The organism is Arcticibacter sp. MXS-1, assembly GCF_041902385.1.
In the GTDB taxonomy this organism is placed as follows: Bacteria; Bacteroidota; Bacteroidia; order Sphingobacteriales; family Sphingobacteriaceae; genus Arcticibacter.
Genome location: NZ_CP169244.1, coordinates 3277559 through 3290768, shown reverse-complemented (window position 1 = coordinate 3290768; position 13210 = coordinate 3277559). Strand labels below are relative to the sequence as shown.

10 protein-coding genes are annotated in these 13210 nt (G+C 46.2%); 2 read left to right on the top strand and 8 right to left on the bottom strand.

Annotated elements, in window-relative coordinates; all coding sequences use genetic code 11:
• Positions 1 to 68 precede the first annotated feature (68 nt).
• Together ACES2C_RS14195 and ACES2C_RS14190 are read right to left on the bottom strand one after the other, a co-directional pair.
• Positions 69 to 1643: an ATP-binding protein gene (locus ACES2C_RS14195; RefSeq protein WP_374163742.1), complete on the bottom strand. Its 1575-nt coding sequence runs from the start codon at positions 1641 to 1643 to the stop codon at positions 69 to 71.
• A 10-nt stretch (positions 1644 to 1653) separates the two neighbouring features.
• Positions 1654 to 2856, bottom strand: coding sequence for an ATP-binding protein (locus tag ACES2C_RS14190; protein ID WP_374163741.1), 1203 nt, complete (start codon positions 2854 to 2856; stop codon positions 1654 to 1656).
• A gap of 209 nt (positions 2857 to 3065) precedes the next feature.
• Here ACES2C_RS14190 and ACES2C_RS14185 point away from each other — a divergent pair, with 209 nt between their 5' ends.
• Complete coding sequence (locus ACES2C_RS14185; protein ID WP_374163740.1) at positions 3066 to 4259, top strand: NAD(P)-binding protein; 1194 nt, start codon at positions 3066 to 3068, stop codon at positions 4257 to 4259.
• On the opposite strand, the gene ACES2C_RS14180 is transcribed toward ACES2C_RS14185, so the two are convergent.
• Positions 4256 to 5233: a YeiH family protein gene (locus ACES2C_RS14180; RefSeq protein WP_374163739.1), complete on the bottom strand. Its 978-nt coding sequence runs from the start codon at positions 5231 to 5233 to the stop codon at positions 4256 to 4258. The two genes, ACES2C_RS14185 and ACES2C_RS14180, sit on opposite strands and share 4 nt — an antisense overlap.
• Before the next feature lie 246 nt (positions 5234 to 5479).
• Between ACES2C_RS14180 and ACES2C_RS14175 the strand changes: the two genes are divergently transcribed.
• The gene (locus ACES2C_RS14175; protein WP_374163738.1) at positions 5480 to 6592 is read left to right on the top strand and encodes an acyltransferase family protein; all 1113 of its coding nucleotides are present in this window, start codon (positions 5480 to 5482) and stop codon (positions 6590 to 6592) included.
• 21 nt (positions 6593 to 6613) lie between these two features.
• Here ACES2C_RS14175 and ACES2C_RS14170 read toward each other — a convergent pair whose 3' ends face one another.
• The 5 genes from ACES2C_RS14170 to ACES2C_RS14150 all read right to left on the bottom strand — a co-directional run bounded on the left by ACES2C_RS14170 (position 6614) and on the right by ACES2C_RS14150 (position 12828).
• Positions 6614 to 7417 carry a polysaccharide lyase family 7 protein gene (locus ACES2C_RS14170; RefSeq protein ID WP_374163737.1) on the bottom strand — a complete coding sequence of 268 codons (804 nt, stop codon included), beginning with the start codon at positions 7415 to 7417 and terminating at the stop codon, positions 6614 to 6616.
• Between the two features lie 50 nt (positions 7418 to 7467).
• Positions 7468 to 9813, bottom strand: a complete 2346-nt coding sequence (locus ACES2C_RS14165) for a chondroitinase-B domain-containing protein (RefSeq protein ID WP_374163736.1) — start codon at positions 9811 to 9813, stop codon at positions 7468 to 7470.
• A gap of 80 nt (positions 9814 to 9893) precedes the next feature.
• A complete protein-coding gene (locus ACES2C_RS14160; RefSeq protein ID WP_374163735.1) occupies positions 9894 to 11480 on the bottom strand; it encodes a hypothetical protein in 1587 nt (528 codons plus the stop codon).
• 89 nt (positions 11481 to 11569) lie between these two features.
• Entirely contained in the window at positions 11570 to 12319 is a 750-nt protein-coding gene (locus ACES2C_RS14155; RefSeq protein ID WP_374163734.1) for a reverse transcriptase domain-containing protein, read from the bottom strand.
• Positions 12280 to 12828: a reverse transcriptase domain-containing protein gene (locus ACES2C_RS14150; RefSeq protein ID WP_374163527.1), complete on the bottom strand. Its 549-nt coding sequence runs from the start codon at positions 12826 to 12828 to the stop codon at positions 12280 to 12282. Before ACES2C_RS14150 ends, ACES2C_RS14155 begins: the two co-directional genes overlap by 40 nt.
• Positions 12829 to 13210 lie beyond the last annotated feature (382 nt).

Sequence of the window (13210 nt, the reverse complement as noted above, 5' to 3'; positions counted from 1 at the left end):
ATTTGGCTAACAGGACAAAATATCAAAGAAAAGGCAGGCGCCTCCCGGTACTGTTGTTCCTGCCACACTTATTGTGAGGCCGGTAAAGCTATCGTGAAACGAGCGCCCTTTTCATTGACAACTTTAATCTCACCGCCATGCGCAATAATGTATTGTTTGGCAATAGCTAAGCCTAGTCCCGTACCATTCGCTTTGTTGCGGGTAACAAAAGGTTCGAAAAGAGTTCTCATGATATTATCAGGAATACCGGGACCGTTATCCCGAATAATGACTTCGGCTATGCTTTGCTGATAATTGCGCACTCCTGTGAGACTAATTGTAGCTCGTGGAACTGAATGGTCAATCAAGGCGTCTACAGCGTTATTGACAATATTAGCAACGGCCCTTCTAATCTTACTCTTATCCGCCTGAACAGTTAGTCCGTCCGGGCAATCTACATTGATACAAATATTATCGAATCCATCCTTCATTTTGACATAGACCAAAGCTTCTTCCAGCAACGACTTTAAATCGACTGTTTCTTTTGTACCAGGTGAGTCTCTCACGAAGTCAAGAAAGTCATCAAAAATCTCAGAAGCCTGTGTTGCTGACCTATCAACCATGTCTAACCATTCAGACTCCAATCCTTCGTCCCTCATCAGGGCCGTAATTACGCTAATATTCTTAATTGGAGCCCTAAGGTCATGCATAACCATGCTCATCGCTTTTCCTACTGCAGATAGCTTTTCTTTCCTTAATAGCTCCTCGTGCAATTCTGCATTGCGGATAGCCTGCGCAGCATTTTGAACAAAAAGCTTCAGCAAATACATTTTTTCAGTCTTAAGCCTTCCCTGATTTTTAAGAACGGCGAACACAGAGTAACAGTTAAGACGGGCCAGGACGAGTTCATCTACTTGAATGACCTCCTGAGGCGCTATCTTAATATCCTTAACCCGGGCAACAAGCTCCTGAAGATTGATTTTCTCTTCCATAGCGCCTATAGAAAGCACTTTTTCGTATGAAAAATCATCATGTAATTTTCCGAGCAGGGCCATATCTGTCTCCAGGGTATTAGCAAGCTGATCAAGAATATTCTTAAGGAGTGATGCAAGCTGATGCTCGTTAAGTCCGATCGACGATATCGACTCAATGAGGCTTTCCAGATTACGGAGACGGTTATAGTCGGTTACGGCCTTGGTCGCGAGCTGGACAATCTCTTCTGTTGCGTAAGGCTTGCAATGATAACCTACATTTTGCCCGGCCTTGTCGACAATTTCCTCTATTGAGCGATCGGAAAAAGCTGTAATAAATATAATTTCAGCTTTGGTATCGTACTCACGAATTTTCATCGCGGTCTCCAATCCGTCCCATCCCGGCATGCGCACATCAAGAAAGATTACCGCATACGGACGGTTCTTTTCCACGGCGTCTTTCACTTTCTTGAGGCCATCAGGCCCATTTGCCGCTTTATCGACGGAAAAAACCGGAATATTATTATTTCTAGGAGACAAGATGGGCTGTGGCATATCAAACAAAATATGCGCTGCTTCGTTGATGGATTCATCGAGATGATTTTTCGCCCGAGGAACTAATATTTCCTCTATATTATCTCTCACCAGCTCTTCGTCATCTATGACCAGGACTAAGGTATTTGCTTCTTCCATTTTTAAATTCTTAGATTAAGTTTTGAAATTGTACAACAACAGTACTACCCTGTCCAATGCCAGCACTATGCAGAGTTATTGTTCCTCCATGACTTTCGACTATTGACCGGCAGGAATACAGACCGAGGCCAGTTCCTTTCTCTTTTGTAGTAAACCCACGCTTAAAAAACGTCTCCCCTTTTTCTTGTGGAAACCCACTTCCCGTATCTTTCACTTTTAGCCATATTTTCTCCTGAGACAATTCCAGACGCACGTCTATACGCTTCGCCGGAGCACATTCGTCTATTGCTTCTATGCTATTCTTGAAAATATTGAGCAACACTTGCATTAGCTTGGTACGGTCGCCTTTTATCGTGACCTGATCCGGGGCTGAGATAACAAGACTGATCCCCTTTTTCTCCAGGTTGCTCAAAAGCATCGACCTGCAGTCGTAAATAATCTCTCTCAAATTGACCAACTTCCGTTCATGTATTGGCTGACCGTTAACATACTGACGCTGAATGGTTAATATTTCCTGAATGTGCGTTATAATCTGCAGTTGCTCGGTTACAGAGGTCTTAATTTCGACGTGACTACTACTCAAAACCTTCCCGACGCCTTCTATCAAATTTATAAGTGCTATTGACTTCTGGAGTCCGACTGCAGCAGTAATAGCCTCCTTACGCTCCTTTAAAAAAACAACAACATTTGCAAGAGCTGTAGAATTATCTTGCTCTAAGGCTCTGCTTATCCGGGTGAGATAAGAACCAAAACCAACAACTGCGTTTCCTATGTCGTGAAGAACTTCGGACGCGAGTTCATACTTACCCTGGGCCACTGCCTTATCTTGTTCGGCTTGCTGAAGAGCTTTCTCCTCTCGCAGCCTGCTCGTAACATCTTCAATACTCACGATAATGCATCCTTCAAACATCCGGGTAGCAGTCAACACAAAGAACCAGTCTTCATTCTCAGCACGATTCAGCGTAAACATCTCATTGCTCACGATCAGCCCAGGACAAGCCTTACTTCTCTTAATCCTTTCCCCCAGGCTTATTCCTGCTACTGTCAACATTTGATACAGGCTTTTCCCGGGCTCCGGTGTCATCTGACTGATCCGGGATAAAAGTTGGGCCGCCACGAGGTTATACTCGATTATCGATCCGTGTTCGTCTATTTCAACAAGTCCAACTGGAGCATTTTGTAAGATTGCTCTTAGTTTTGTTTCTCTGTTCATTTGCTGCGTTTCTATTCCAACTATTCCGGCGATCGTACACGTTGAGATTTGGTGCGTATACGAATGGGAATCAAAAAGGTTAAAGGATCTTTAAGCTGAGTATACAGGGCGGGCTGATATGTCACGAATTACAGGAAGCCCGGGTATTTTTACCTTAGACATACACATTCTATGAGCCAAATCCGTATGATTGCCGCTGCTTAACGGATATGAATAAACTTATCAGCGTGATTGGTGGTGGCATCAGCGGCCTGTCTTTCGCCCATTACTGCAGCTCATACGGCCACCAAGTAAAAATATTTGATGCTCAAAGACATCGGGCGTGCATAAAAAGCTACTCTGGTGTTGATGAAGAGTCGGTGGATATGGGCGCACACACACTTTACAACAGCTACGGCGAAATTCTCGCACTATTACAGCATTATAAGGCGGAGGATCTGATCATCCCGAGAAAACCGCTAAAGTTTAAAAAATATACCGGGAGACGCGAAGCTCTTACCACAGGGCTAAACTGGGCGGAATTACTCCTTCACTTACCCCGTTTGTTCACCAAAAAGAAAGACGGTTTATCAGTCCGGGATTATTATCAAAGTATTCTGGGTAGAAAAAACTACGACAGATTGTTCCGGTTTGCATTTCAGGCCGTTTTGTGCCAGCCGGCCGATGAGTATCCAGCAGAACTGCTTTTCAAAAAGAGAGCACGGAACAAACGCTACCCCAGATCCTTCACGTTGCAGGGCGGACTGGAAACACTGCTCAACATTCTGGCGAGCAAAGCCACAATTGAAGTAGCGGGAGCAAATGAAGTCCGTCAACTGGAGCGAGGTGAAAGAGGATTTACGCTGGCAGATCAGAACGGGGAACGACATCAAACGCCCTTTCTTTGCTTTTCGTGCCCTCCCCGGACCGCAGCAGCCCTCCTGGCAGAAGCAGAACCTCAGCTGGCCCGAATGCTGGAGGAAATCCCCTCGGTGAGAGTAAAATCTCTTCTGATCAATACAGGACGACCCTCAGGTACCGGTCGCAAGCCCAAAAACATTATCGGGATCGGACAGCCTTTCTACTCGGCGCTCTCATCAGAGCTGGATGGGAACCAGCACTGGTTGTTTCATTTCCCAGATAACGGACGAACACAAGAGGAACAAGCTAAAATAGCTGGCGAAGTACTTGGCTTGAGCCTGAACTCGTCGGACGTGCGTGTAGAAAGACAAACAGAACTTCCGGCCCTTAAAACCAACCATCTTCCGCTTTTACGCGAAATCGACCGGTACATTGAAGACAAGCCTATTTTCATTGCTTCGAATTACATGCAGGGCCTCTCACTGGAAGACTGCTGTGAACGGGCGCACAAGGAGGCCAGACGATTCAGAGACCTGGTGCAAAAGCGACAGTCGTGGTATTAGCTCAGCGTTATAATAGCGAAGAGCGAAACAACCGAGATCGCCAGCCACAGGATCAAGCCCTGAAGGAGAGGCTTAAATCCCACTGAAGCAAGCACCTGACGCGATAAACCGGCCCCGATGAGGAATAAGGTGAGGGTCAGGCCCGCTTTTGCGATGTGAACAATTACCGGCGCCAGGCTTGAAACTGCGGGCACATAGGTGTTTACCACCAGAGCGAGGACGAACAGGCCGATAAAGTAAGGCATAGTGACCTTCTCATTCCTCTTTCCAAAAAAGTTACTTGATAAGAAGGCGATGGGAATAATCCATAAAGCACGCGCCAGCTTGACCGTAGTGGCCACTTCGAGCGCGTGAGGCCCGTATTTACTCGCAGCGCCAACCACGGAGCTGGTATCATGAATGGCAATTGCGCACCAAAGTCCAAACTGCGTTTGAGAAAGTTTCAGGTAATGGCCAATCGTCGGGTAGGCAAAAAGAGCTACCGAATTGAGCACGAAGACGCAGCCCAACGCTACCGAAATTTGCTTCTCGTTCGCCCGGATTACAGGTGCAATAGCCGCAATGGCACTGCCACCACAGATTGCTGTTCCAGATGAGATGAGGTATGAGGTCTTCTTCTCAATATTCAGCCAACGCGACAAAAGAAATCCAAGGATGAATGTAATGGTAATAGAGGAAATAGTAAACAGCACGCCTGCCTTGCCGGCCTGCCATGCGGAGGCAGCATTCATACCAAAGCCTAGACCGACTACTGATGCCTGGAGGAGAAAATGAGTAGCCTTATGGTTAAGATGCAGGTAGGGATGCCCGATAAACTGTGCGATGAGCAAACCGCCCAAAAGCGCCGTTGCCGGTCCTGCCGCAGGAGTGAGGCACAGGATACATCCGATGATAAAAATAATTTTCCGGCTAGTATTGTCGAGACGCAAGAGGGCGCCAGTGTTATGTAGTTTTTTATTGTTATAAGAATACATCGTGTTTGTTTTGCTGCAAATCTGAGAAAAGAGGCAGCCCGATTCTTATCAAAAAAGGCTATGTTCAATAACAAGGGGTTATGAAAGGAGCGGCACTTCTTATTTTTCTGACCGTATCTTGCTCTTCAGAAGGGAGTCGTGAAAACGCTCCTGCCTTTGATAGACCGCACTCCCCCCCGCGTGTTATTCCGCGCTTAATAAGAAAAAAATTATATTAGCGGCGATCGTGAACTTCGACTTAAAACAATGCAACAAACTGACCTCAGCACCAAACCTCACTACCAGATCCTTGACGGCCTGCGCGGCGTCGCGGCTATCATTGTCGTTATCTTCCATATTTTCGAGATCCATTCTACCAGTCATCTCGATCAGATCATCAATCACGGGTATCTCGCCGTTGACTTTTTCTTTCTGCTCTCGGGTTTTGTAATAGGTTATGCTTACGACGACCGCTGGGATAAGCTGTCCATCGGTGGATTTTTTAAACGCAGAATTCAAAGACTACAGCCCATGGTGGTCCTGGGGATGATTATCGGTGCCGCTTGCTTTTATTTCTCTGATTCACCTCTCTTTCCCGCTATCCATGAAGTTCCGGTATGGAAATTACTGCTGGTCATGCTGATAGGCTGCACGCTTTTGCCAGTGTCCCTATCGTGGGACATACGCGGCTGGCAGGAAATGCATCCGCTTAATGGTCCCGGATGGTCGCTTTTCTTTGAATATCTTGCCAATATCTTTTATGCTTTAGGTTTGCGGAAGCTGTCGAACCGGGCGCTATCGGTACTGGTTCTCATAGCCGCGGGAGTACTCATTCACTATACGGTTACAAGTAAAACAGGAGATATCGTTGGAGGATGGTCATTGACGCCTGAACAGCTGAGAGTGGGCTTTACCAGGGTAAGTTTTCCGTTTCTGGCCGGACTGCTACTCTCGCGGACTGCCAGAATCGGGCGTTTTAAAAATGCCTTCCTCTGGTGCAGCCTTCTGCTGACCCTGTTCCTGGCCTTTCCCAGAGTGGGCGACAAGGATACCCTATGGATGAACGGACTGTATGAATCGCTGACCATCATTTTCATTTTCCCGCTGATCATCTTCCTCGGAGCGAGCGGGTCGATTAAAGGGGCTAGAGAATCGCGCATTTGTAAGTTTCTGGGAGGCCTCTCCTACCCAATCTACATTACCCATTATCCCTTTATCTATATTTATTCAGGCTGGGTGGTTGAAAACAGGGACGCCACGCTTCTGGAGACCCTGCCTTATTCATTGCTGACCTTTGCAGCTTCAGTAACGGTGGGCTACCTGAGCTTAAAGCTGTACGATGAGCCTGTGCGCGCCTGGCTGAAGAAGAAATGGAAATAAAGGAGATAGGAGGAGAAAATATTATTCATGTTTAGTCCATACATTAAAGATCTCCACTTCCCCATAGGCGGAACATAATTCTCCTGGGGTTTGCTTCGCGCCCTTGCAGGAAGACTGTACGTATGCTCCGGCTTTGAAGTAAGCATCTGTAAAGTGGCCTTCAAACGTATACTTCAGTTTATCATTATAATAGCATTGAGTTTTGTCACCAGATACAATAAACTTGACAGAAAACCGGGTCCCCAGTACGTAATTATCGTCAAGAGTGACACGGTCTCCCTTATTGACGGAAACCAGCAGACGACGGTCTTCGAGCCTGAAAAAAATCACATATTTGTCGGCATCATGGATCTGTCCAATGACAATATGTTTTCTTACGTCGGGAAGGTGTGTTACCCGCTGATCAATAAATAAAGTATGGGTACCTTCAGATGAGGACCAGGCTGCAGAGCCCTTTCCATTATTGATCATCTCCCGCAGCTCTGAACGCGGAAAATTAGAGCCGCTTGTAGTCGCTCCACCTGCCTGGGCCCTGAACACCACCGCATTTCCTTCTTTATTCACATGGAAAAAATCAGGGTTAGAATAGGTTGACAACTCCGGTTGCTTAATTTCGTCGGGGCTGCCCGGATGATCAGTGTCGACAGGCAGCGTCAGCTTCCAGTTGGTAAGATCCAATATTTTAGCTGGATAAGTCTCTCCGCCCTGCGGCTGCCCGCTGTTTGCCTCCGTTTCCTTTTGCGGAGATTCAGATACTTTGGTAACACTCTCTTTCTTTGAGCATGCACTGATTATGACAAGTAATATCGATAACAGAATATTCATTTTCATTAATTTAAGTATAAAATTTACCTGGGATTATGAGCAGAGATGCTTTAATTTAGAGGTCTTCCTGCAACCGGAAGCCTTGCACCCAGCGCCCCGCCGCCCGGATCCTTATTCAGAAGTTCTGATCCCGCTGCCAGACTGAAATCGCAGCTTTCGGGATCCTTAAATGCCGGATCGACATGAAAAAGAGTTGGTCCTGCTACTTTACCATAAAAAGAGTCGATCCTGCCCGAGCGGTAAAAATTGCAGAAATCAACTTTCACATCGTCATAACGGGATTCCTGAAATTGAACAGAACGTCCCCCCTGTCCGCTAAAAGCGAAGATACTGTTGGTGATTCTGGCCTTCTGCACTCCTAAAAGTCGTAGTACGGCTCCCTGTTCGCGGTTGTCCACTTCATTAAAGGTGCAATGGTCAAGAATCAGAAAGGGCCCCAGAGTACTTTCATCATTTCCGCCCCGGTACAGATTAAGCGCCGATCCAAGAATGCCCGAAAAAACGCAGTTTTTAATGATGGTATATTCCGCATTATAAGTTCCTTTATCATCTTTCTCTGCAGCAAGGTCGATTCCACTTCCCGAAATATTCCGGAATATTGAATTGGTAATGATAATACTGTCAGCATAAGTGGTTTTTAAGGCTTTGATGCCAGCAAAAGAGCTTTCATTGAAATCGTAGAACTCACAATCCGTCACCTTTAATTTGTAATGCTTCACCATGGGCTGCGATGCGACAATCCCTGCACCGGCATCACCATAACCGGGTGAACTGCCAGCGAAAGACAATCCGGAAAGACTCAGCTCTCCGCCCTCTTCAATGACGATAAAAGCCGAAAGGTTTTTTTGCGATGCGTTTATAAAAACAGGTTTCGGGGAAATGGCACGGACAGACTGAATGGTTAGCGGCTTTGAGATGCGCAGCTCGCCGGCAAGTGCGTAATTTCCGGGCTCTGTCAGTTCAATCGTATCTCCGGCGGAAGCAGAAGATACGATCTGAGGCAGTTTTGCTGCGGAAGACAATGACACAGGTATCTTCTTCCCTTTATTCACGGGATTGGACACGGGAGACTTCCACCAGCCAGCCCCCATTCCTTCACGGGTAATTAACGGAAGTTTCATTACGTCAGCTCCCTTTCCCGAAACGGGTAAAGGAAGGCTGAGCCCTCTCAGCTTTTTGTATTTAGCAGAGATCTGAGCAAACCCTTCGGGAAGTGACATTTTACTTCCGGCAACACCGTTATTTGAAAAAGATATGCCTTTTCCACCATTAGCATCTTTATAGAGGGAATCAGGCGGTCCAATAATCAGGTTATTCCTGAAGCTGACATTCTCGGGAGCAAGAGTGCGCTCCGCGTCTTTACCGGCACCAAAGAGGATATGATCGCAGTTAATGAAAGTATTATGATGAATATCGGCATCCTTCACCTGATAATACCGGTTAATAAGAGAATTAGGCACCCCGTTCATGACCGCCAGTGCCGATCTGAAGTCGTTCCCTTTCAGGTCTTTAAAAATATTATTAAAAATTTTGTGTCCCGGGTTGATCACTCTTACACCGCCGGTAAAAGGTTTATTGTTTCCCAGAAACAAGTTACCCTGCACCACGTTGTTGCTTCCATGACGCAGCACGAGGCTGCCTTCACACTCAAAGAAGGTATTAAAACTAATCTCGTTTTCGCCCGACTTCACTGACACGATTTCGACTTCGCCGTTACAGCGCTCGAAATAATTATTAACAATCCTCGTCCGTGATGCAGTAAGAGAATACCTGGACACTCCTACACGGATCGTCTCTCCTCCGTTGGAACCGAGGCGCTGACGGCCTTTAAAATAATTACTGTCGATACTGTGATAATTTTGCTGGCTCCTTTCGTCATTCAGTTCCACTATAAGTGTAGGACCGGCATTAAGCTTATCAGCAAATACACAATGGTCCACACGGTTATTCTTTCCCCACAGGACTACCCAGTTGTCGTTTTTGAACCGTTCCTGCTGGCTGTACTGATCAATAACCAAACCGGTGATCCGGCAGTTATTTGCAAGGTGCTCATTATCGGTGCGGAATGTGATCACATCTCCTTCCCGCGCCGTTCCGTTTGTAAAATGCAGATCCTTCACCACAAGATACTCTCCCGCCAGCCTCAGAGTAGAACTACCGGTCAGCTTCACTCCTCCCGGTGTTTGCGGTCTGATAACTATAGGCTTTTGCTGTGTTCCCCTGCCGTTCAATACAAGCCTGGCATCTTTCCATTCTCCGTCAGCCATGACAATCTCGTCTCCGGGCTTAGCACTCAGAAGGGCAGCCCGGAGAGTTGCAGGATCTTTAACACTCAGCAACTGACCCGAAGCGTTTAAACCGGCGATCAGAAAGGCTGCAATAATAAAAGCTTTCATTTAACTCGTTTAAAGGGAGGAGGCCATTATATCAGCCCCCTTCCCTAACATTAATAACCATAAACCGCTTCTTATTCTCTTTACTTCTGCACGATAATATCGAACTTAACTGTTGATAAACCGACTGTAGCATTAATATTCACTTCTTTAACCCTCACAAGGCAGTTTTTATTCGAACCATTAGCCTGAGGAATCCGGAACCAGATAAGATATGCCGAGGTCGTGTTGAAGATATTCGAAGCAGGCGTTGCCGTGGCATCATACTTTGTTGAACTGCTTCCCGGTACACTAATGGTTCCAAAGAAGCTGTCATCAAGATTATTGATGCTGCCTGAATTATATGCCGAATAAATATTATCGCTTGCAGTATTCCCAGCAGTTGTTGGCAACAGGACTCTGAACCGTGTAGCTTTCAGATTTGCTGTCACCGGAGTCCAGCTGACGCCGTTACACTTGTAGCTGGAGGCTGCACTCGCCGTATTGGTCGGACTGTAAAATGATAGCACTCCGGCCGTACTGGTGTAAAGAAGAAAATCAAGCTTATTCTCGTTACCACTTACTTCACAGTTTCCGAATACCGTACCGGTTGAAGCATCAAAAAAGCTGCCCGGAGCTGTTGCCGACTGTGACGACATCATAACGTCGCGATATACCTCCGTCGCGTAGGTAACATTCAGGGGAATCACAAGTTCAGTCGTGAGATTGTCGGCATCAGTTGCCACTATTTTGATTTTGGACGCTCTTTTTCTATACTGATAGTCATAATTCAGGGTATAATCATGTGAGTCATTTAAGTCGCCTATCGTCTTGACAGAAACAAAGCTTCCTTCAAAGTCATCATATATCTCAATCTTTGACAGGCCGGTAAAGGAGGTAATCCTTCCCGCCACTTTAGTAGGGCCGCCCGTCAGATCAGGCGTGACACTTTCAGGAAAATCTGCGAATTTGGGCTTAAAGACGTTAACATCCACCGGCATGTCGATCACCTGTTCCATTGCCTGACCGTAAATGTCCGTAGCAATTATCTTAATATGCTGCGCTGCCTTCCTGTAGGTATATAAATAGTTGAGGTTATATTCTTTCTCATTGCTGACTGTTATCGATTGCACCGGTTTAAATACACCGGAAGCCTGATAGTCATCTAATATTTCTACTTTCGCTATGCCGCTTTCGGATGTGATCTTTCCGGTAATTGCAGTCGGTCCTCCACCAAGATCAGGAGAAATACTTACCGGAAACTCTGAGAGGAAGGGTTTTGTCGGGTCGTAAATATCAATTTTTACAAGGCCCTGATAAGAGCTGTTGCCCCCTTGCCGCACCATTACTTTAATCCCCCTAACGCTCTTTACACTGGAAAAAGGAATCTTTGAGGCTGAAATATGAAACGTATAATCTCTTGACTCACCAGGATCAGGCTTGCCAACGAAAATAAGAGAATCACTTGTGTTGCTTCTGACAAGATAACAATAAACAATGTCAACTGCACCTGAAGACGTGACTTCCGCAGTTAGCGCGGTGTCAGGAGTAAAATTCTTTGTAGCAAGATTATATATAAAATCCTTAGCTTTCACCTCGCCTGAAGATGGTCCGGAATCGTCTTTTTTACAGGATATGATACCTGTACAGAGCATCAATATCCCGATTAATGATTTAAACATCTTTTTCATAACCTGATTTTTTAGTAAGTAAACCCAGGCATTTCAGCCTGAGATTCTTTCAGAACCGTACGTGCACGTCTCCGCGCATACGGCTCCCGTTATCTATATTCCAGTTTGGGTTTTGCGCCGAATGTCCAATGAGCGAACAGGTTGGGTTTGCGGTTGTATAAACTGCTTACCCACTTCATTGCTCTGGTCACACTGCTTCTTAACCCTTTGTATTTCCGTATTGCCCAGTTGGCCAGCTTTGCGTTTATTCTTTGCATAAAGCTTCTTAGCTTTGCACTATAGAATTTCCCGTAGTAGTTGACCCAACCTTGCAGGACAGGATTTATTGTTTTGGCAACTTCTTCTATCTCAATGCCCGGTGTGCGCAGTATCGGCATCTCGTTCAGCTTTTTATTCATTGCTGTCAATGCTTTTGTGCTTACTCCCGGCAAGAAGCAAGTGAAGTTTTCTTTTCGCTGGCTGTTCTGTGCCTGTCTGGGCTTGAACGTGTAACCAAGGAAGTCGAACGACACTATTTTTGGCGTTTTCGCATTGCGGTTACTGTCTTTGCAGAAGACTATTTTTGTTTTGTCTTCGTGCATTTCCAGCCCGCAATCTTTCAACCGTTTGCCCAATAACTCCTTTAAGCGGATGGCTTGTCCTTCGGTTCTGCAATGAATGACCGCATCGTCCGCATAGCGTTCGAATGCAAGGTCAGGATAGTTGGCCATCAGCCACATATCCATTGCGTAATGCAGGTAGAGGTTCGATAGTATCGGGCCGATAACGGAGCCTTGCGGCACACCCTTCGTCCGTGGTACTATTGTTCCGTCTTCCAGTCGCAAGGGGCTACCAGCCATCTTTTTATGTACAGTACCATCCATTGCTCCTCTGCATGTTTCTCCACTGCCAGCATAAGCAAGTCATGCGGAATGTTGTCGAAGAACCCTTTGATATCTACATCCAGCAGCCAGTGATATTCCCAGCACCTTTCACGTGCTTTGGCAACTGCCTGTAGTGCAGATTTCCTAGCTCGGTAGCCGTAGGAATCATCATGGAAAAGGTTGTCGACCACCTTTCCCAATTTCTCCGCTACTACCGCTTGTCCGATACGGTCGGTTATGGTGGGTATGCCTAATGGCCTTTTACCGCCATCTTTCTTGGGTATCTCCACCAACTTGATTGAAGGGGGCATGTAGCTGCCGGAACTCATTTGGTTCCAGAGCTTATACAGATGTTTCTGTCGCTCTTTTTCAAAAGCTTCCATGCTCATCTGGTCTACACCTGCTGCCCCTTTATTGGCTTTGATCTTCAAGTAGGCTTCCTGCACCGACTTTCTCGAAATACAATTTGGTTTTGGCCTGTACATATCTTATACCTCCTGTAGGTTGCCCCTTAAACAGTTTCTATTAATGTACAGCGCCTGATAACGCCCCCCTTCGCTCTTGCTATGTTTCCAAAGCAGTCATCACTACTACGGGTGGCTCTGCCCCTGTGGAACGCATCGATACTTTCGGACTTGCGGGTTCTTCCGCTTGTCCTTTTCTCTTCGCATCGTTCCCACAGGTTCCCAAGTTCCGTTTGAATGCCTGTATAAAGCTCACGCTGCCTATACGCCGGATGCCGCCGGGACAGTAAACAGGTTGTCCTCCCAACTGATAATAAAGTGATACTGTACTTTACTTTTGACATCATCTAATCCTTTCGACGCCTCTTCGGCAGTTCATTTTCATTCGTCTTCTTTATACTTA